The organism is Candidatus Protochlamydia sp. R18, assembly GCF_000648255.1.
GTDB lineage: Bacteria > Chlamydiota > Chlamydiia > Chlamydiales > Parachlamydiaceae > Protochlamydia > Protochlamydia amoebophila.
In genome coordinates this window covers 26,225-47,964 of record NZ_BASL01000696.1, presented here as the reverse complement: position 1 = coordinate 47,964, position 21,740 = coordinate 26,225, and the positions used below count along the sequence as shown (strand labels likewise).

Sequence of the window (21,740 nt, the reverse complement as noted above, 5' to 3'; positions counted from 1 at the left end):
GTAATAGGGATGGATGTGTTAAAAATTACAGGTGGGATTCCCTTAAAAGGGCAAGTCAAAGCTGCCGGAGCAAAAAATGCCATGACCAAATTGCTGGTCGCCTCTCTTTTATCTGATAAAAAATGCATTTTTTATAATGTTCCCAATATTGGGGATGTTGAAGTAACAGTTTCACTTTGCCAAGAAATTGGCATGGAAGTGAGATGGGATCGCTCAGCGGGAATCATGGAAGTCATTACAAAAGAACTTAAAACTTCCTATATTCCACAAAGATTTTCGGGATCTAATCGCATTCCTATTTTGATGATAGGGGCTTTATTAGGAAGAACAGACCAAGATATTATAGTTCCTACAGCTGGAGGATGTCCTATTGGACAACGGCCAGTGGATTTTCACATTCAAGCATTAGAGCAGCTTGGAGCAGTCATTGAATATCGAGGAATGAAACGGGAAGGGGCCTACTTCGCGCATGCTCATAATGGTTTGAAAGGAACGCTTATTACATTGCCTTATCCTTCAGTTGGGGCGACAGAAAATACGATTTTAGCCGGAATCACTGCACGGGGTGTAACTGTCATTAAAAACGCTGCAATTGAACCTGAAATTGTCGAATTGATTCTCTTTTTACAAAAACTTGGAGCCATTATTACAATTGATGTCGATAGAACAATTCGAATTCAAGGTACTCGCCGTTTTTATGAAGTCGAACATACAGTCATTCCAGATCGAATTGAAGCAGCTTCTTGGGGTATGGCAGCGATTAGCTCAAAGGGAAAAGTGTTTGTAGAAGGGGCTCAGCATTTGAATATGATTACTTTTCTTAATAAGCTTCGAGAAGTAGGTGGAGGGTTCGATGTTCGTAGCAATGGAATTGAATTTTTCTATGATGGACCTTTACAAGGAGGCTTACATCTGGAAACAGATGTTCACCCAGGCTTTATGACAGATTGGCAGCAACCCTTTGTCGTTTTATTAACGCAGTCTTCTGGCACATCTGTAGTTCATGAGACAGTTTATGAAAATCGTTTTGGCTATACAGATACTTTAAAAGAAATGGGTGCTGATATTACCCCTTTTAGGCAGTGCTTGGGCGGTAAATCATGTCGATTTGCTTCACAAAGTTTTAGCCATAGTGCGATTATTAAAGGGGCAACACCATTAGTTGGAAAGGAAATTCGCATTCCAGATTTAAGAGCTGGTTTTGCTTATATTATGGCAGCTTTAATTGCTACTGATACAAGTACAATTTCAGGACTTCCTTTTATTCAACGTGGTTATGAAAACTTTATTGGTAAATTAGCCGATCTTGGAGCCAATGTCAGTTTGGTTGAAGAAGAAAAAACCGTAAAAGAAATGCCTGAAAACTCCTCCAAACTTCCTTTATTTGCCGAATTGCAGGTGAATTAAAATAAATGAATAGTTTGTCTTCAAACACCGGATGTTAAAAAAGTCTAATAAACTTACGATAATTTAAAATCATTATTTTTGAATTGTTAAATGCTATTTTGTAGCAGTCCTTTTTATGTTGATATTTTTCTTTAAACATTTCTTTAACCAATTCTATGATTAGTGTAAAAACACCTTTTAACTTGATTGCTTCAAAATCCCAATGCTTTATTGACTTGAATCCCACAGAATCTTGGCGCCTTATCCAGAGAAAGAATTTCACGAATTTAAAAATTTTAGCAGATTTTTTAGCTTTAAATTTTGAGCAAAGAAAACAACTTTTAGATAAACCTACCTTTGCAATTAATGTTCCTTATCGTCTCGCGCAAAAAATGACAAAAGGGAGTTTAGAAGATCCGCTAGTAAAACAATTTTTACCTTTCAAAAGTGAATTTGAAAATCATGATCACTTTGTTCAAGATCCTGTGGGAGATGAACAATGTCGCCGCACAGCTCAATTGTTGCACAAATATCGGGGACGTGTTCTGTTGGTTTGTACAAGTGCTTGTGCTATGCATTGTCGTTATTGCTTTAGACAAAATTTTTCCTATCAATCTCATGATAAGACTTTTCTTAAAGAATTAGACCTCATCCGGCAAGATTCGTCCATTCATGAAGTTATTTTAAGCGGCGGGGATCCTCTTTCTTTATCTAATGATATTTTGACTAAATTATTCGAAGAGTTAAATGGAATTTCTCATCTTAAGCGAATTCGTTTCCATACACGTTTTCCAATTGGTATTCCAGAAAGAATAGATAAAGGATTTTTGAATATCATTGAAAACTGTCCTAAACAAATATTTTTTGTTATTCATTGTAACCACCCTTTAGAATTAGATGAGGATATCTTTGAGCGTTTGAAGGCTCTTCACCTTAGAGGTTGCGTACTACTTAATCAATCAGTTTTATTAAAAGGAGTAAATGACCGGGTAGAGGTCTTAGAAGAACTCTGCGAGCTCCTTTCTGATCATGGAATTATTCCTTATTATCTTCACCAATTAGATCGAGTAAAAGGGGCTTCTCATTTTGAATTGGGAGAAAAAGAAGGGGCAGCTTTAATTCAAGAGCTATCCAAACGCTTATCTGGATATGCAATACCTCGCTATGTAAGAGAGATTGCTGGAGAAGCTCACAAAACACCTATTCAATTATTATTTTAGTCATTCAATTCTACATTTTATCAACTGTGGTCAATCCAAGAATGGTTAATCCTTGTTTGAGAACTTTGGCAGTAGCTTCGCATAAAAGTAGGCGTGCGTTTTGCTGAGGGGTCCCTTCCACGTGACAATCTCTAAAAAAGGCATTGAATTTCTCGGCGAGTGTATAAAGATAATCTGTTAAACGATTAGGAAGTAAATCATTAGCCATTAAATTTAGTGTTTCATGAAAACGTAGTATATGGAGCCCTAATTCAATTTCCGTCGAGTGTTCTAAGTTTATATGCGTGTTTTCTAAAACAGCAGGAAGATTTGCTTTGAGTCGACGTTTGATACCAGCAATCCGCACATAAGCATACATTAAGAAAGCTGCCGTATTTCCTTCAAAACGAAGCATTCTATCGTAACTAAATGTATAATCTCCAACGCGATTACAAGACAAATCCGCGTATTTAATAGCTCCGATTCCAAGTGATTTGGCTAGATGACGTCTCTCCGATTCTTCCATTTCTGGATTTTTTTCACTTAAAATTTTATCCGCGCAATTAATAGCTGTCCTAAGAAGATCGATTAATTTTTCAGTTTCTCCAGAGCGAGTTCTAAATTTCTTGCCATCTGTTCCTAAAACCAATCCAAAGGGGACATGGTCAACTCGAATTTGTGTTGTGTCAAGATACTTCGCCTTTTCGGCGGCTTTAAAAATCATTTGAAAATGGGTAGCTTGCCCAGCGTCAGTAATGTAAATTAAACGATCTCCTTTTTCATGATAAATGCGGTGATAAATGGCCGCCATGTCCGTTGTGTCATAATTATAGCCCCCATCAGATTTTTGAATCATCAATGGAAGATTTTCTCCTTCACGGTTTTGAAACCCTTCTAAGAAAATACATTTTGCCCCATCAGAAATTTTAACTAATCCCTTTTTTTCTAAATCAGAGACGATATTTGGTAAAAAAGGATTGTAAAACGACTCACCTCGATTTATGATTTTGACATCTAAAAGTTGATAGATTTCTTGGTAGGCTTTTTGGGAGATTTCGCAAATCATTTGCCAAGCTTCCCGAGCTTTTTGTTCACCTTGTTGCAATGCTACTACTTCAAGTTGTGCACGACGTTTAAATTCGGGTTCTTCATCAAATTTTTTTTTGGAAGAGCGATACCAGCTCACTAAATGAGTCAAGTCTGTCTTTTGTTCTCCAGACAAAACATTAGGAGCTTCTTCTTTCATATAGGCAATTAGCATTCCAAATGATGTTCCCCAATCTCCTAAGTGATTGAGGCGAATAACATGATGACCCAGAAATTCAAATAGACGTGCGAGGCTATCTCCAATAACTGTTGAGCGAAGATGTCCCACATGCATTTCTTTGGCGACATTGGGAGAAGAAAAATCAATGATAATTTTTTCTGGTTTTTCGGGAAAAGGAATTCCAAAATGAGCATCTCGTAATAAAATATCGAGATTTTTAGAAAGAAAATCTGTCGAAAAAGTCATGTTAATAAAACCAGGTCCCGCAATTTCGATTTTTGATAGGGGGGGCAAAGAGTTGGTTAATTGATTGACAATAGCTTCTGCAATTTGTCTAGGATTTTTTTTAAGAAGCTTAGCGAGCTTCATCGCGGAATTAAATTGATAATGACCAAATTTTTCTTGAGTACTTGGAGTGATTTCAGGTTGAAAATTGGGATCCAAAACAGAAAGATCTGAAAACGCATTAGCTATGGCTTGTTGAAAAAGATTTGCTAAAACTGATAAAAGAGTATGCATAATTGTTAAGATAATTTTAAGTTAATTCGAAAATGAAGTTAGAAATTTGATGATCATGCCTGTTGTAGAATTATTTCTCAAGTCACTTACACATATCCAAAATAATGTTCGAGAATCCAATGATTAAGATCCTCTCAAAATCTGATTTTTACTAAATTTTTATTAATTGATATAAAATAATTAAACTGTTTAGACTAATTATGGAATATTAAAAAGGATTTAAAAATGAAAAAGATTCTTTTAGTAATTAGCTTTTTAGCTGTCTCTTTAATTAAAGCAGAAAATTTATCCATAACAACTGAAGAGAAAGAACTAACTTTATCTTTACAAGAAATTGATCATTTACAAGCTTGGTGGCCTTGGTTAAGTACATCACCTAAAGACGTCAATCCTAAACCTTTATCTCCTTTTAACGTATTAGAACTAGAAAATAATTTAAGAGAAAAAGTGATTGGGCAGTCGCAAGCTGTTAAAAATACGGCTAATGCATTATTGTGTTATTATGCAGGAATTAATGATCCAAATAAACCTATTGCTTCGTTTTTGTATGTAGGTCCAACGGGAGTGGGTAAAACAGAGCTTGCTAAAGAGCTTGCACGACAGCTTTTTCAAGATGAAACTAAATTACTTCGTTTTGATATGTCAGAATACGAATCTCAGGTAGGAATTAATCGATTAATAGGGGTTCCTAATGGTTATAAAGATTCTGAACATGGAGGGCTTCTTTCTAATGCAATCTTAGCGAACCCTCATGCTGTTGTTTTACTAGATGAAATTGAAAAAGCTGATCCAAAAGTAAGAGCTCTATTTCTACATATATTTGACGAAGGTTATTTTACGAGTGGTGTCGGCGAATTGATTGATTGTCGCAATTGTGTGTTTATTGCTACAACGAACCTTGCCAGCCAAGCCATCTTAAATATTCATCCTTTTTCTTATGAAAAAGCCCTTGATACAATTGAGACTTATCTCATTAATGCTTTAACTCCAGAATTTTACAATCGAATTGAACCAGTCATTTTTCAAGGGTTAGATCGGGAAATGATGAAAGAAATAGCCCAAATTAAGTTAAATCAATTAGCGCAAAATATTTTAAAACAAAAAAAAGTTAAAGTTTATTTTGATGAATTTGTTGTAGACTATATTCAAACAAAGGGATATCATCCTGCGCTGGGCGCAAGACCTATGCAAAGATTGATTAAAAATGAATTGACACCATTAATAGCAAAAACAATTTTGCATGCTCAGTATTTACCTGGTGATGTGATGCATATCTCTTATTTAGAGTCAGAATTAGTTATCAGTCGGCTCGCAGAATCAGAAGCTAACGAAATTTTGAGTACTAATCCTTAAAAATAAAAGAAATCAGCATTAAATTATCAATTTAGTGCAGACAGTTAAAATAGCGTTTTAAGCTAATTCTAAGCGGTAACATACAAGTAAGATTAAAGTTTGCAGATGTTATCAACCCCCTTGAGTTTTAATTATTCAAAGTTTAAATTTTCCGAATTTTTTGCATCAAATTCTCCTTGTGAGATAGATGAAAATTGTCTTGTATGATAATATTTTACAAGCTAATCTAATTAGCAGTAATCACAAGTTTATACAATGAGCGTAAGAAATCTTTTTTTTAATTCACTCATACTGGTCTAAAATTAGGCTTAAAACCGGTTTTTAAAACCAATAAAGAAAAGAATAGTTCGCTCAAAAGTATAATTTTAATCTTAAATTTCCGGTAGAGGTTTTCATGACAAAAGTTGTTATAACTGATGAACAAAAAAAAATGTTAGAACAATTTCTCGATGAAAATCGCCCAGCTGAATTAATCAATACCTATCTGCATTTTATTGAGAGCAAATTCCAACTACAACCCGTACTTTTTCCTAAAGATAAAATTATCTACCAAAGTGCGGAAGATTGTATCAAAAACCTAGAAAGGGAAGGAAAGCTTTGGCATGAAACAGAAATTAAAATTGGTTTTGGTCATGCAAGTGTTAATGAGGAAACTAAGAAAGTTTACATTTGCCCATTCACGGGAAAAGTATTTGGAGATAACACGCATCCAAACCCTCAAGATGCTATTTACGATTGGGTATCTAAATGTCCAGAAAATACTGAAAGGATTGGCGGTTTGAGAGTCAAACGTTTCTTTGTTTCAGAAGATCCAGAGGTCATCAAAAGTTATATCGATAAAACCAAATCACGCAGAGATGCCATTAAGAAAGTTGTTTACTCTTCGGTTTTAAGTGGGAAACTCTTCAATAGTAAAGAAGCTGTGATCGAAGACTTTAAACGAAATTATTTGAAAAAATTGTCTTTAGTCGAAGTACAAATTCAAAATAAATTTAAAATTGAGGATCACTTTTTGGCCTTTATTCAAAAACATTTAGTAGAAGATAAAATCGCATCATTTGTGGAAGCATTAGCGGAGTTTGATGAATTTCTGCCATACGTTGAGCGTTGGGTAGAAGCAGAAGATTAATGCAATGAATTGTTTGCTTAATTTGATTTGTGATGCTCTATGTCTACATTAATACACTATTATTCAAATTCTGCTGAAGAAACACAAGAAGTTGGATTTAATTTTGGTTTAACATTGCCCGCCAACTCTGTCATCTGTTTTTTTGGTGATCTAGCTGCTGGCAAAACAACTTTTATTAAAGGTTTGGTTGCAGGAGCATCTCAACTTGATCCAAATATTGTGCAAAGTCCAACTTTTTCTTATCTTCACATTTATGAGGGAAAGCAAATTGTTTACCACTTTGATTTATATCGCTTGAAAGATGTGGATGAGTTTCTGAGCATGGGATTTGATGAATATTTTGAATCTGGCGGAATTTGTTGTGTGGAATGGTCTGAACGAATTCATTCGATACTCCCTCCTAATTGCTTATTTGTGATATTAACTCATCAAGCAGAGAATCGCAGAGAAATTAAGATTATTGAGAAGGATACAAAATGAAAAAGGCGGTTCAGGCTAAGTTTATTAAAACTGCTATTTTGAATAAAGATTATCCTATAATCCGTTCTCCGTCTGGTGATATTCTTCCCGAAGTCGCAGTTGTAGGAAGGTCAAATGTAGGAAAATCTAGCCTGCTCAATCATTTATTTGAAGCTAAGCATCTAGTGAAAACTTCTGCCACACCTGGTAAAACGCAAGCTTTAAATTTTTTTAGCTTAAATGATCAAATTGCTTTCGCTGATTTGCCCGGTTATGGCTATGCTAAAGTGCCCCCTTCTGTTAGAAAAGAATGGGGACCCATGGTTCGCTCTTATTTGGAAAGTCGGGAAAGTTTAAAACTTATTTTATTTTTGTTGGATATTAGACGCATTCCTAATGAAGAAGACATCCAATTTTTAGAGTGGGTTCTTTATCACGAGAAAGCTCTTATATTAGTTTTAACGAAAATCGATAAAGTTAATCAGAAAGAGTTAAGGCTCAATACGACAAAAATCTTAGATACGCTAAGTTTAATGAATTTACACCACCTTTATTATTCTGTCCCTAAAAATCGGGGTAGAAAAGAGCTCATGATAATGATTCAAGATGCTTTGAATGATGAAGATAAACAAGAATAGAGACTATGCCCGATATAGAAAAACATAAATTTATTTGCATTGACTGTGAAACAACTGGTTTAGATCCTCAACAAGATCGTATTATTGAAGTAGCTGTCATGTGTTTTGACGGGAATCAAGTTTATGCACAAATGGAAAGCCTTATTAATCCTGAATGTCCGATACCTGAAACGTCTATAGCTATTCATCATATTACTCAAGATATGGTAAAAGATAAACCGACAATTAATCATGTTCTACCGCAAATTTTAGAATTGATTAGCGATCATATTATTATTGGTCATGGTGTAGGATTTGATATTGAAATTCTGGCAGTTGCAGCGGAAAGGCATGGCATCCCTTGCAAAATCAGAAAAAATCGATTTTTAGATACTTTAAGAATGGCCCGACTTTATGGAGAAAGCCCTGTTAATTCCCTTGAATATTTACGCAAGCACTTTAATATTCCGCTTGAAGGAGCTCATCGTGCCATGAGTGACGTAATTGTCAATAAAGAAGTATTTAAACATTTATCGAAGCGTTATCGAACTACAGAACAACTTTTTGAAGTTTTATCAAAGCCAATTTTGATGAATACAATGCCCCTTGGTAAACATAAAGGACGGCTTCTTAAAGAAATTCCCTTGCAATATTTACAATGGGTTTGCAATAAAGATTTTGATCAAGATTTGCTTTTTTCTGTGCGAACCGAGTTAAAAAGACGTAAACATGGAAATCAGTTTAATCAATCCAGTAATCCTTTCTTAAAACTTTAATGCATAGGGGTAGACATGGGACAAACTAATCAAACTGAAAAAGGATCATTTGAAATTAAAGTTGCCTTGGCAGAGATGTTGAAAGGAGGAGTGATCATGGATGTCACGAACTCAGAGCAAGCTAAAATTGCAGAGGATGCTGGGGCGGTTGCCGTTATGGCTTTAGAAAGAATTCCGTCTGATATTCGTGTTCAGGGCGGAATCGCCCGCATGTCAAATCCTGAACTTATCCAGAAAATTCAAGAAACAGTTTCAATACCTGTTATGGCTAAATGTCGAATTGGACATTTTGTAGAAGCACAAATTTTAGAGTCATTACAAGTTGATTTTATTGATGAAAGCGAAGTTTTAACGCCTGCTGATGAAGAAAACCATATCGATAAACATGTTTTTAAAGTTCCCTTTGTTTGTGGTTGTCGAGATTTAGGGGAAGCTTTAAGAAGGATTGGTGAAGGGGCTGCAATGATTCGAACGAAAGGAGAAGCCGGCACAGGAAATGTTGTCGAGGCTGTTCGACATATGCGGGCTATTAATCGAGAAATCAGGCATTTAATGCTGATGGATTCTTCGGAACTCATGGCAGAAGCTAAACGATTAGGTGCTCCCTTTCATTTAGTCCAAATGGTTGCAAAATCTGGTGTGCTCCCTGTGCCTAATTTCGCTGCAGGTGGAATTGCCACTCCAGCAGATGCTGCTTTGATGATGCAATTAGGGGCACAATCTGTTTTTGTAGGATCGGGAATTTTTAAATCAGAAGATCCTGCAAAAAGAGCTCGTGCAATAGTCGGCGCCACCACATTTTTTCAAAATCCTGAAAAATTAGCCCAATTTTCGATGGATCTTCTTGATGCGATGAAAGGGATTGATATTAGACAACTTAAACGAGAAGATTTGATGGCTCAAAGAGGTTGGTAGAGCATGCTGATAGGTATATTAGCATTACAGGGAGATTTCTTTAAACATCAAGAAATGCTTCATTCTCTTGGTATAGAAACGATCCAAGTTAAAACTCGAAATGAGTTAGATTTTTGTGATGCTCTTATTATTCCTGGTGGGGAATCTACTGTGATGATGCGACAACTTGAAACAACAAATCTTAAAGAGCTATTAGTTCATTTTGCGATTCATAAACCTGTTTTTGGAACTTGTGCTGGCCTTATTTTAATGTCTTCTCACGTTCAAAATTCTGCAATGATGCCGCTTGGACTGTTACATATTACTGTCGAGCGAAATGCGTTTGGGCGGCAAGTCGATTCTTTTCAAGTGGATGTGTCTGTTTATTTAAAACCAGGAGACGAAATATGTTTTCCTGCTTTTTTTATTCGAGCTCCACGTATTCGAACAAGTGAAACTCCCGTGCAAATTCTTGCTTCTTATGAAGAGGAGCCTATTTTGGTTCGGCAAGGGCATCATTTAGGAGCATCGTTTCATCCGGAGTTAACAGTCAACCCTTCTATTCATCTTTATTTTCTTGAAATGGTCAAAGAAAACTTAGAAAATTATAAGAAATAGATCTTTCTTCATTAGTCTTTTGTCTGTTAATAAGAAACTTGACAGAACTTTTTGTTTAAGTTATTAACTCATTTCATAAATGAATTAAGGGGGATGACGGTGAAGGATAAATTATCGATTCGCGATTTAAATTTGAAAGACAAGAAAGCCTTAATTCGTGTCGATTTTAACGTCCCTTTAGAAAAAGGTTTGATTACAGATGATAGTCGTATTCAAGCCTCTCTTCCCACAATTCAATATGTTTTAGATCAAGGAGGAGCCGTTATTTTGATGAGCCATCTCGGTCGTCCTCAAGGTTTGTTTGATTCTAAATTTTCGTTGGCTCCTTGCGCTAAACGTTTATCAGAATTATTAAAGAAGCCTGTAAAAATGGCTGCAGATTGTTGTGGATTAGACGTTGAACAGATGGTTCGTCAGCTAAAATCAGGAGAAGTTTTATTGCTTGAAAATTTACGTTTTCACAAAGGCGAAGAAAGGCCTGAAGATGAACCTAATTTTACAAGTGCTTTGTCAGAGTTGGGAGATGTTTATATCAATGATGCTTTTGGAACTGCTCATCGTGCTCATGCTTCGACAACAAGAATTGCAAAATTTTTTCCCAATCGTGCAGCAGCGGGTTTGTTACTTGAAAAGGAAATTTCTTATCTAGGTTGTGCTTTAACGAATCCTAAACGTCCTTTTTGTGCAGTGTTGGGAGGTGCAAAAATTTCCACAAAGTTTAAAGTCATCGAAGCTTTACAGTCTAAAGCAGATGTTTTATTAATAGGGGGAGCGATGGCCTTCACTTTTTTCAAATCTGAAGGAATACCTATTGGGGATTCGCTTTACGAAAGCGAATTCGTTGCTGTCGCTCGTGAATTGATAGGTGTTGACACACAGTCTCGCTGCCGCCTTTTACTACCCATAGACTTGGTCATTGCTAAAAAAATGGATGAATCCTCCTCTGAAACGAGAATTATTTCAGTTAAAGAAGGAATTCCTGATGGGTATCAAGGGGTAGATATTGGGCCAAACACTATTAAACTTTATCAAGAAGAATTGAACAGAGCAGCTACGATTTTTTGGAACGGCCCTTTAGGAGTATTTGAAGTTCCCGCTTTTTCTAGAGGGACTCAAACTATTGCTCAAACTCTTGCTGTTGTCAACGCGATTACTATTGTTGGGGGAGGGGATTCCTTAGCTGCTATAGAACAAGCTGGAGTTTCTAAACAAATAAACCATCTTTCAACTGGAGGGGGTGCCTCTTTAGAATATATAGAATTTGGGCAATTACCTGGGATTGAAGCTCTATCAGATAAATAAATCTTAGAGTTCGAATTTGTTTGAACTAAAGCTAGTCAAAAAAATATAACACTGCTAAGAAATTTTATTTTTAACTCTCGCTGTGATATAGCTATCCTTTCTATTACGACCAATTGTCCAGTTCTTCCAAACTCCTTATTTTTTATTATCTTGCACAAATCTCTTAATGATCATTAAAATCATTTTCCCTTCCTTTATTTTCGATTGTTTTTTTTGTTTTTAATGCAAAAATTAAATATAAATTAATAAATAATTTATTTTTATAATTTTTAAATAATATGATTTATATCAAATTAATTTATTGATAAATAACGGTTTTATGCAAATCAGAAATGGCTTGATAAAATAGGCTTAAAAATGTATAAGTTTAGATCTAAGGTTTTTCATTTAGCTAAAAATGAGGTAAAGAGAAAATTTAGAATCTAACCTGTAAATAAACTGAAAGGTTAGAAGCTTGCGAGTTTCCTTATTTGTGAAACTTAAGGATAAAAAGTTGCCGATCTTAATCATAAGAAAAGGTTAGCATGTCACAGACACCAACAGGGTCCCGTGAATTTAGTCCATGGCGGAGCAATCTTTGGCCCGTTCATCGCTATGAGCTTAAAAAACTCATCCCAATGTTGTTAATATTCTTTTTTATTTCTTTTGATTACAACATATTACGTACTTTAAAAGACTCACTACTTATAACTGCAAAATCTTCAGGTGCTGAGGTCATTCCTTTTGTAAAGGTTTGGGCTATGTTCCCTGGAGCTATTTTAATGACCCTTTTGTTCACTTGGTTGTCTAATCGCCTGTCAAGAGAAATCGTTTTTTACCTTATCACTTCTCTTTTTTTATCTTATTTTTTTATTTTCACTTTTATTCTCTATCCTATTCGAGATATTATCCATCCTCACGCAACTGCTGACTATCTTGAAACAATTTTGCCGATTGGATTTAAAGGACTAGTTGCGATGTTTCGTTACTGGACTTTTACTATTTTCTATGTGATGTCAGAACTTTGGGGAAGTACTGTCTTATTTGTCTTATTTTGGGGCTTCGCTAATCAAGTGACTAAAATTAGTGAGGCAAAAAGATTTTACGGTCTATTTGGGGTAGGTGCTAATTTTTCGGGTATTTTCGCAGGACAAGCCTCTGTTTACTGTTGTCAATTTAATAAGCAGAACGATTTGGGAATTCTTGGTAGTGATCCATGGTATCAATCATTAGTAATGATGGTTTCTTTAATTTTATTATCGGGTGCTTTAGCTTTAGCTTTATTTCGTTGGATGAATGTAGAAGTCTTAACCGATAAACGTTTTTATGATCCTTCTTCGGTTAAAACAGAAGGAGAAGCTAAAGGTAAGCTTTCTCTAAAGCAAAGCTTTTCCTATCTTCTTCGCTCTAATTACTTACTTTGTGTTGCTCTTATTGTTATTTCTTATAACCTAGTTATTAACCTCACAGAAGTTTTATGGAAACATCAAGTTCGAGAGCTATATCCTGATCCTAATGATTATACTTTATATATGAATCATATCGTATCCATTATCGGGGTAGTAGCGACCTTAAGTTCCCTTTTCGTATCAGGAAATGCGATTCGCAAATTTGGGTGGACCACTACTGCTTTAATTACACCTATCATTTTAGCTGTAACAAGTTTGGGCTTTTTCTCCTTTTTCTTCCTTAAAAAGGCATCTCCCGAAATTTTCTTATCTTTTTCCGGAATAACTCCTTTGGTTTTAGTGGTTTTCTTTGGAACTGCTCAAAACATATTGAGTCGAGGAGCTAAGTACTCTGTATTTGATGCCACTAAAGAAATGAGTTTTGTTCCTTTAAATCCTGAATCCAAACTCGTTGGAAAAGCGGCGATTGATGGAGTTTGTTCTCGCCTCGGAAAATCGGGTGGATCTGTGGTTCATCAGAGCCTTCTACTTTTGTTTTCTACAATTAATACAAGTGCCCCTTATGTAGCTATCGTCTTGTTCGCCGTAATTGTAGTCTGGGTAATGGCAATTCGCGTTTTAGGTAAACAATTTAATGAATTAACAAGCCAGGTAGAAAACAATGAAACTTCTGAGACATTGATGACTCCTATTCGAGCTGTTAATATTCTTTCAGACACAATTCTGAAAGAACAGAAAGCTGTATAATTTTAAAATCAAAGCACATTAGTAGTATTTATTATTAATGTGCTTTTTGTTTTTTTTATTAATTAAATAAATAGTTGAGAATTAATAAAAAATATAATATATTATTTTATAACAAAAGGTTTAAAATGTCTCAACAAGAATCAGAGTTTGGTAAACTGAGGGCATTTTTTTGGCCTATTCACGGCCATGAAGTCAAAAAAGTGCTTCCAATGATGTTGATGCTATTTTTGATTTGTTTCAACTATAGTATTTTACGCAATGTTAAAGATGCTGTTGTTGTGACTGCTAAGGCTTCAGGGGCTGAAGTTATTCCATTTATTAAAGTATGGGTGCTGTTACCCACAGCAGTCTTATTTACTTTAATTTTCACTAAGTTGTCTAACCGTTTTAGCCAAGAAAAAGTTTTTTATATTGTCATTTCTACATTTTTGCTATTTTTTGGTTCGTTTACTTATATTTTTTATCCTTTACGTGACGTACTACATCCTCATCAACTATGCGATTACTTAGAAACGATCTTACCAGCAGGATTTAAAGGATTAATTGCCATGTTCCGTAATTGGTCATTTACTTTGTTTTATGTAATTTGTGAACTCTGGGGTAATATTGTTTTAACTGTCCTTTTTTGGGGATTTGCGAATGAAATCACAAAAATGACTGAAGCTCGTCGTTTTTATAGTATGCTTGGTGTCATTGCAAGTTTTGCTGCAACGATAGCAGGAATCATAGCCAATCTCCTCTCTAATGATCAAAGTTGGGAACAGACTTTAAATATTCTCATGGTTGCTGTCATTGTAAGTGGAACAATAGCCATGGTTATTTTTCGTTGGATGAATAAAAATGTACTCAATGGTCCAGAATTTCAAGAGTTCCATGAAGCAAAACGCATTCAAAAAATGAAAAAAAGATTATCGATCCGAGAAAGTTTTAACTATCTCGCTAATTCTAAATATCTTATTTGTATTGCAGTTTTAGTTATTTCTTATAATCTTGTCATTAACTTAGTTGAAATTGTATGGAAAGACCAGCTTCGTCAACTTTATTCGTCAGGCCTTGATTATATTCGCTATATGAATAACATGACATCAGCAGTCGGAATTATTGCCACAATCACATCCTTATTTATGTCTACAATGATTACTCGGTTTGGATGGACACGGACAGCTTTAGTAACACCGACTATTATGCTCGTCACAAGTGTGGGATTTTTTGCTTTTATGCTATTTCGAAATGATTTGGCTGATCCTGTTTATATATTAACAGGAACGACACCTTTAACTATAGCCGTCTTTTTTGGTGCAGCTCAAGTCTGCATGAGTAAAGCCTGTAAGTATTCTGTTTTTGATTCTACAAAAGAAATGGCTTTTATCCCTCTGGATTATGAAAGTAAATTGAAAGGAAAAGCTGCGATTGATGGTGTGGGTTCTCGTCTTGGTAAATCGGGCGGTTCCTTAATTCATCAAAGTTTATTGATGATTTTTGCAACTGTTAGCTCCAGCGCTCCTTATGTAGCTGTCATCTTAATTGGCGTTATCATTGTTTGGATGCTTTGCGTACGTTCATTAGGTAAGCAATTTGCTGCTATTATTGGGGAAAAAGCTCGAGAAGATATTGGTGAATCTACTCCAAGAACAAGTGAAGAGCAAGTTTTACATCCCTTAAAAGCTGCATCTTAATAATATCATGTTTTGGTGCAGCAAGTGTTAATAAAAAAACAAGCGTTAAGGGTGGATATATATCCATATTTATATATGAGTTTATTTTCAAATGTCATTTAATTGGAGGTTTGCTGTAAGTAAATCTTCGATTATACATAAATGAAAATTGCTATTCTGCTCTTTTTGAATTTTGCAATTCGAAAAAGCTAATTTATTTAATACGTTTATAGTGCGTAAGAGAATTTATCGATGTCAAATTGAATTGTTGGTTTAATCTAGGTTATAGGGACATAGGGCGGGCGATTTTAATCTTTAATTCTTTTTTTTCAACGATGTATAGTTCACATAGAGCTACAAAACCTAGCAAAATGAAAGAATAAAATACGAAGTGAGGAATTGTATAGTGAAACGTTAAGGCTAATAAAACAAAAAATTGTAAAGCTGTTGTCACTTTACCAGACCAGATAGAGCGAAATCGAAATGCCCAATTTCCTTTAATAGCTAGATAAAGCCCAAACAATAATACAGCGAAGTCTCGCGAAATTAAGGTCAAGGCTTCCCAAGTCTCCAATCTCCCTTCATACATAAATATAAGAGCAACTGTAAAAACAAATATCTTATCCATCAAAGGGTCTAGGAAAGCTCCGATCTGGCTTGTCATTCGAAAACGACGAGCAAGATATCCATCTAAGCTATCTGTTAACATGGCTAAAATGATTACTAAACTTCTATAAAAGGGATGATCAACAATAAATGCCAGTGCGAGTGGCCCTCTTAAAAAAGACAGAACATTTGATGGTGTAAAAATTAGCATAAAATTAAAAAAATTAAGTGGTTGAGTATATATAAGACTAATTGTAGCTTTTTTGGCTGTTTATAGCTACTACTACTAAAGTTCTCGCTTGTTGTATGTGTTATTAAGAAGAAGTGGATAGTGATGGTTTTGATGGTTCCACATTAGGAATCAATTGCATTCCGGATGCTATCTGAATAGTTTGTGGAGAGATAGCAATAGAGGCTCCGTGACTCCGAATAAGATCGGCAATTTTTAATAAAATATCCTGCCGAATACTGGGGAAATCTGCCTGGCCTAAATGAATATAAGCAGAAATACTAATATTTAAAGCGAAATCTCCAAAACTTACAAAATAAACATCTACTCTTTGCTCATGATCTACCTGTGGATGCTTAAGAAGCATTAATTTGATATCAGCAACTATTTGTTTAATAGTATCGATATCACTATAGCGCAATCCAATTGTATGAAAAAAACGTTCATGACTCATTCGAGAAGGAGTAATGACAATCGTTTGTGTAAAAACTGAATTGGGAACATAAATAGGTCGTTTGTCTAGATTCCGAATACGTGTCATGTACCAACCAATTTCTTCCACATGTCCTTCAATTTTTTTTTCAGGAATATTAATGAGTTCTCCGATGCTAAAAGGTTGTGTGAGATAGACCATGACTCCGCCAAAAAAATTTGCAATGGCTTGTTGCGACGCAAAAGCAATGGCTAAACCACCAATTCCTCCAAATGCAATCACTGTTTGCATGTCGCGACCCGTAACATCCATGGCTAGAAAAACTGTTAAAAAAATAATAACAATAGTCGCTAGTTTACTAATCAAATCTAATTTAGCAGGAGTAAGGTTAATGCGGTGCTGGTAGCTCATACTCAACATGTCTTGTAAAACTTTATTATTCCATCTTAAGAGAAACCAACCGATGGCTAAAACTGCCCCTAGATTTAGAATGACATGTACATTAAAAAGATGATGTTCTAAAAATCGATTGATTGCTGCGTCAAGAGCGCAAATACAAGCAACAAACCAAGCGTAATAATTAAGGGGTTTTTCAATCGCTGAAACAAAACTAGAAGACCAAATTTTATTTTGACTTAAAAAACGTTTTTTTAATTTAGTTAAACCAACTTTAATAAGAAAATTAAAAAATAGTAAAAAAAGAACAATACTTAAGATCTGTAAAAATAGTCCATAGGAGCCTTCTAAGACTTGAGAAGACACTTGAAAAAAAGAAAAAGCATGTGCAGTCATATCCATTTTATCTCTCCTATACTTGCATAAATCAATGCTGAATTAAATCTCATTCATCCAGCATTAATTAAAAGAATTTTTAATCCTTGATCATGAGCGGTTGACCGCTTTTTTCTTGCCAGGCCTTTTTGAGGCTGGCCATTTTTTTATTTGAAATTCCTCCTAAATATTCCATCGCTTTAAGCAGTCGTGCACGTGTACGATCTTTCCCTAAAAGGTTGACGGAATCAAAGAGAGGAGGACCTTGTGTTTTACTCATCAAACTAGCAAAGAGAATTGGCATGACAATTTTCTTATGATTGACTCCAAAGATTTCAGCAATCTCTCTGGAAGCTTGATTAACACCTGTTCCGTTCCAATTTTCTAATTCATCCAAACGCCAAATTAAAGATTGAATCAAGTAGCAAATTTGTTCTTTAGATAGATCTTTAACGACAAATATCGCATCATTATAATGAAGATGATTGATGAATAAAAAGTTAAACAGATCCATAAAATCGCCAAAAGTTTTAATGCGAGAATGGCAAAGAGGCATTAGGCGTTGCATAAATTCATCGTTAAAGCTCCATTCTTTGATCCTATCCCAAAGTTGCTCAACAGGAATATTTTTAATGAGGTACTGTTGATTCACCCAGTCTAACTTCTGCACATCAAAAATAGCTCCGGAGACGCCAATCCGCTTGTAATCAAATTCTCGTATAATGTCATCTAAGCTATAAATTTCTTGATCGCCAGTCATACTATAGCCCATCAATGTTAAGAAATTGATGAAAGCTTCGGATAAATAACCGCTATCTCTATAAAAAAAAATGGAAGTCGGATTTTTTCGTTTAGACAATTTTTTACCATCTTTACCTAATAAAAGAGGCATATGCAAGAACGTTGGAGGAGTCCATCCAAAGGATTCATATAGCAAGATGTGCTTTGGAGTAGAACTCATCCATTCATCGCCTCGAATCACATGAGAAATTTTCATAAGATAATCATCGACAACGTTTGCCAGGTGGTAGGTGGGAAAACCATCTGATTTGAGAAGAACTTGATCGTCTATATCAGCCCAAGGAAAGGTCATTCGTTTTTTAATCGCATCTTCATAAACACATTCACCGTTTAAAGGGACTTTTAAACGAATGACATACGAAAGTTCGGCTTGCTCTCTCTCAATTATCTCATCAGGAGTCAGGTGTCTGCAACGTCTATCATAACCTTGTCTTCCACCCTGTTTAGCGCTCAACTCTCTCATTTCATCAAGTTCAGCCGCAGTGCAAAAACATTTATAGGCTTTCCCTTTAGATAAAAGTTCTTCAGCATATTGTTTATAAATATCAAATCTTTCTGATTGTCGATAAGGACCATAATCACCCCCAATATCAGGGCCTTCATCCCATTGGATATTTGCCCATTTGAGGGCTGAGTAAATATTTTCTTCATATTCTGGTCGGCTACGAGCCCGATCTGTATCTTCAATACGAAGAATAAATGTTCCATTGTAATGACGTGCAAAAATCATATTAAACAAAGCCATATAGGCTGTTCCAACGTGGGGATCACCTGTTGGAGAAGGCGCAATGCGCACGCGAACTGACATAAAACTAAGGCCTTTTCTTTAAAATCTGTAGAGACCCTTCTAAATAAGAAGGTTTAATAAATAGTGGGTGAATTTGTATTTAACAATTCTTTTTACAAGTATAATAAGGAGAAAACGATATCTTTTAAATCTAAAAGACTAAAAAAACATGCTTTATTTATTTTTTTTGATTAGGAAAATTCATCCGCAATATTTACCTAATGAGCTTCAACCTATAAAAAATTACCATCATTGTTTAATTTAACGAGGTTGGTTAATGCTGGTCATGGATTCAGTATTGATCTTATGTGTAAAACGTCTGAAAAATTATTTCAAATATGGAAAAACTCGACGTCCTAACAATAAGTAAGAGCCAATATCATAAGGTAAGGTTGTGACAAGTGAAATGAAAGGCTGATTTTCAAATGAAGCGCGAAAACCATTTAAAAGCGCATGCCCAATAAAAGTGATACCCGTAGTTAAATAAATAGAACTGGCTGGATTACCTTGAGAGTTTGCAATAAATCCAATAATTGTTAGACCTATTCCTGATACGGCTTCAATACTCGCCAGCCCACCTCGGACATAAGCAGAGACTGTTCCTATGCCTGGAATGTAGCCTGCAAAATTCAAGGTTTTTTCAACCAATTCAAGAATGATAAAAGTATTTTCAAAAATTTTGTTAACGCGCATAAAATATCTTTTTAGTAATGAATAAAATGTTTATAAATAATTTTTTTTTAATCTTATTAAGTTTTTATATTTAAAAAGAACTTTCCTATAATTTTGAAGAAATAAGAGGAATTCCTTTTTCTTGCATCATAATTAATAAGTCTTTCATGATTTTATAAGCTTCTTCTAATTGTAAATCATTTTGACCAAAGTCTTCCATGCTTTCTATATCACTATTTTCCTTCTTTCTTATTTCTTTAAGCATATTTTGATAATTGGGGTCATTTTCTAAGCGTTTGGAAGAATTCTTTTTTAATACTTCAAAATATGGATGATAAGTGTCTAACTTCTCTTGAAGACCAAATTTATACAACTTACGAATTTTATCTCGCTGTAAAAAGGGAACATCCGAAAGATCATCATCAAAATTTGCTTTGATGTGATCGTTTTCAAGAGGATATTTGGTGTACTTCTCTCCAATTTCTGACTCTGATAATACACCTGGTATAGAAATGTCAGATAATACACCTGATAATTGGGGGGTTTTACCAGAAACGGTATAATAACGCCCTCTTGTGACTTTATATTCCCCTTGAGGATTGACTTGTTCGTGTTCGGTTGTCGTCAAAGTGAATGTTTGATATGATCCCTTTCCATATGTATGGTCATCTCCAACAATGATTGCTCTACCGTAGTCTTGAAGTGTTTGCGCCACAATTTCTGAGGCTGAAGCACTCATGCGATTCACCAAAATAATGAGTGGGCCATCCCAAGTTGATGTTCCATCTAAGTCTCTTAAATGTTGAATTTTCCCGTTTTCATCTTTAATGGAGACTACAATCCCTTTAGTAATAAATAAACTCGTTACGGCAACAGCTTGAGATAAAAGGCCTCCTGAGTTATACCTTAAATCAAGAATAAGGCCAAACATGTTTTGATTCTTTTTAAGTTTGTTAATTTCTTCTTCCAAATCTGTTGCGGATGAACTATCTCGATCCTGATAGAAAGAGTATAATTTTAAATAACCGATTATCCCATTTCCATAAGGTTCGTAAGAACTTTTGAAACGACTTTCTTTTAAAATAACCTCTCCTCTTAAAATAGTCACATCCAATTTTTCTTCAGTTTTTTCACCGGCAGCACTTGTCGTTTCTCGAATGACTGTCAAAATAACGGGAGTATGTTCTTCCCCTCGAATTAAATCAACTGCATCTGTAATATCCATTCCGACAACAGGTTCTCCATTGACTGCAACAATGCGATCTTTTAATTTAAGTTCTTTACCTAAGGCTGCGGGGCCACCCTCAATAATTTTTATTACGGTAAATCCATTAATGTCATCACGCAATTGAGCGCCAATCCCGAATAAACGCTGTTGAACATTAATCATAAATTGCGCAGCCTCACCAGGTGTAAAATAAGCTGTATGGGCGTCTAAAGCAGATGCTGTGGCTTTTAAAACATTAGATAAGATTAAAGGTTGCTTTTCTTGTTCTTTTGGATTTAATACCTCTTCTTCGTATTTTGCTTGTCGTTTGCCGATTCTTTGAAGAGCATTTTCCTTCATATTATCGTTTAATTTTGCTGCAGTTTCAATTTGTAAAGCTCGTATGCGTTTTAACCGTTCAATAAGCTCTTCTTCAGTTTGAACCCATGGAATATCTTTAAATTCTTCTGCTCGGACATTTTTAGGCAAGCTTTGATAGTCTATTTTATTTTCTAGTTGACGCCGTTTTAAAATAGCTTTAATTAGAGCAGTATGAATACTTTCAAAAGTAGAAAAATTACTGTTATTGTAATCATCAATAATGTTTGTGAGGAGTTCATCTGTTGGATGAGTCCATTCATAAATATCTGATTCGATGAAGTAAGTTTTATTAGGATCTAAATTTTCTAAATAGTTATTTAAAATTCGACGAGTAAGAGTAGGTGAAAGTTGTTTTTGCGAAGCATGAGCTTTCATAATTTCGTTTGCTTTAAACGTGACTTCCTTAGGACTCAAATCAGGTGATTTGGCTTCCAAAACAAAAGTTGTTAAACAAATTAAATAAATTAAAAATTTGTACATTAAAATTTCCTCAATCTTTTAAGATAAGCCGGAGATAAAGTTTTAATTATAACCAAAAACTTAT

18 protein-coding genes are annotated in these 21,740 nt (G+C 34.9%); 12 read left to right on the top strand and 6 right to left on the bottom strand.

The features are described from left to right. The first annotated feature begins 9 nt into the window (after positions 1-9). Both murA and TY19_RS05830 read left to right on the top strand, forming a co-directional pair. On the top strand, positions 10-1,407 hold the full coding sequence (murA, locus tag TY19_RS05835; RefSeq protein ID WP_042280900.1) for a UDP-N-acetylglucosamine 1-carboxyvinyltransferase: 1,398 nt from the start codon (positions 10-12) through the stop codon (positions 1,405-1,407). 155 nt (positions 1,408-1,562) lie between these two features. Continuing rightward, a complete protein-coding gene (locus tag TY19_RS05830) occupies positions 1,563-2,606 on the top strand; it encodes a KamA family radical SAM protein (protein WP_042280898.1) in 1,044 nt (347 codons plus the stop codon). A 10-nt stretch (positions 2,607-2,616) separates the two neighbouring features. Here the strand turns inward: TY19_RS05830 and argS are convergent, their stop codons facing one another. Beyond that, the gene (gene argS / locus TY19_RS05825) at positions 2,617-4,371 is read right to left on the bottom strand and encodes an arginine--tRNA ligase (protein ID WP_042280896.1); all 1,755 of its coding nucleotides are present in this window, start codon (positions 4,369-4,371) and stop codon (positions 2,617-2,619) included. A 225-nt stretch (positions 4,372-4,596) separates the two neighbouring features. On the opposite strand from argS, the gene TY19_RS05820 reads away from it, so the two are divergent. The 10 genes from TY19_RS05820 (at position 4,597) to TY19_RS05775 (ending at position 15,330) form a co-directional block, all read left to right on the top strand. Beyond that, entirely contained in the window at positions 4,597-5,724 is a 1,128-nt protein-coding gene (locus tag TY19_RS05820; RefSeq protein ID WP_052354809.1) for an AAA family ATPase, read from the top strand. Positions 5,725-6,118: 394 nt separating this feature from the next. Continuing rightward, entirely contained in the window at positions 6,119-6,853 is a 735-nt protein-coding gene (locus TY19_RS05815) for a DUF2709 domain-containing protein (protein WP_011174783.1), read from the top strand. A gap of 39 nt (positions 6,854-6,892) precedes the next feature. Further along, positions 6,893-7,333, top strand: coding sequence for a tRNA (adenosine(37)-N6)-threonylcarbamoyltransferase complex ATPase subunit type 1 TsaE (tsaE, locus tag TY19_RS05810; protein WP_042280895.1), 441 nt, complete (start codon positions 6,893-6,895; stop codon positions 7,331-7,333). Then, entirely contained in the window at positions 7,330-7,950 is a 621-nt protein-coding gene (gene yihA / locus TY19_RS05805) for a ribosome biogenesis GTP-binding protein YihA/YsxC (RefSeq protein WP_011174785.1), read from the top strand. The genes tsaE and yihA overlap by 4 nt, the downstream gene beginning before the upstream one ends. A 5-nt stretch (positions 7,951-7,955) precedes the next feature. After that, entirely contained in the window at positions 7,956-8,705 is a 750-nt protein-coding gene (locus tag TY19_RS05800; protein WP_042280894.1) for a putative quorum-sensing-regulated virulence factor, read from the top strand. 15 nt (positions 8,706-8,720) lie between these two features. Beyond that, on the top strand, positions 8,721-9,620 hold the full coding sequence (pdxS, locus tag TY19_RS05795; protein ID WP_042280893.1) for a pyridoxal 5'-phosphate synthase lyase subunit PdxS: 900 nt from the start codon (positions 8,721-8,723) through the stop codon (positions 9,618-9,620). A 3-nt stretch (positions 9,621-9,623) separates the two neighbouring features. Next, positions 9,624-10,217, top strand: coding sequence for a pyridoxal 5'-phosphate synthase glutaminase subunit PdxT (pdxT, locus tag TY19_RS05790; RefSeq protein WP_042280892.1), 594 nt, complete (start codon positions 9,624-9,626; stop codon positions 10,215-10,217). A gap of 93 nt (positions 10,218-10,310) precedes the next feature. Continuing rightward, positions 10,311-11,519 carry a phosphoglycerate kinase gene (locus TY19_RS05785; protein ID WP_042280891.1) on the top strand — a complete coding sequence of 403 codons (1,209 nt, stop codon included), beginning with the start codon at positions 10,311-10,313 and terminating at the stop codon, positions 11,517-11,519. A 524-nt stretch (positions 11,520-12,043) separates the two neighbouring features. Then, complete coding sequence (locus tag TY19_RS05780) at positions 12,044-13,654, top strand: NTP/NDP exchange transporter (RefSeq protein ID WP_042280890.1); 1,611 nt, start codon at positions 12,044-12,046, stop codon at positions 13,652-13,654. 125 nt (positions 13,655-13,779) lie between these two features. Continuing rightward, positions 13,780-15,330, top strand: a complete 1,551-nt coding sequence (locus TY19_RS05775) for an NTP/NDP exchange transporter (RefSeq protein ID WP_042280889.1) — start codon at positions 13,780-13,782, stop codon at positions 15,328-15,330. 262 nt (positions 15,331-15,592) lie between these two features. Here the strand turns inward: TY19_RS05775 and TY19_RS05770 are convergent, their stop codons facing one another. From TY19_RS05770 to tsp, 5 genes are all read right to left on the bottom strand, one after another. Continuing rightward, the gene (locus tag TY19_RS05770; protein WP_042280882.1) at positions 15,593-16,126 is read right to left on the bottom strand and encodes a CDP-alcohol phosphatidyltransferase family protein; all 534 of its coding nucleotides are present in this window, start codon (positions 16,124-16,126) and stop codon (positions 15,593-15,595) included. 103 nt (positions 16,127-16,229) lie between these two features. After that, on the bottom strand, positions 16,230-17,375 hold the full coding sequence (locus TY19_RS05765; RefSeq protein ID WP_042280881.1) for a mechanosensitive ion channel family protein: 1,146 nt from the start codon (positions 17,373-17,375) through the stop codon (positions 16,230-16,232). A gap of 73 nt (positions 17,376-17,448) precedes the next feature. After that, positions 17,449-18,957: a glutamate--tRNA ligase gene (gltX, locus tag TY19_RS05760; RefSeq protein ID WP_042280878.1), complete on the bottom strand. Its 1,509-nt coding sequence runs from the start codon at positions 18,955-18,957 to the stop codon at positions 17,449-17,451. 306 nt (positions 18,958-19,263) lie between these two features. After that, positions 19,264-19,629: a hypothetical protein gene (locus tag TY19_RS05755; RefSeq protein WP_042280875.1), complete on the bottom strand. Its 366-nt coding sequence runs from the start codon at positions 19,627-19,629 to the stop codon at positions 19,264-19,266. 85 nt (positions 19,630-19,714) lie between these two features. After that, the gene (gene tsp, locus TY19_RS05750) at positions 19,715-21,676 is read right to left on the bottom strand and encodes a tail-specific protease Tsp (RefSeq protein ID WP_042280873.1); all 1,962 of its coding nucleotides are present in this window, start codon (positions 21,674-21,676) and stop codon (positions 19,715-19,717) included. Positions 21,677-21,740: the final 64 nt, after the last annotated feature.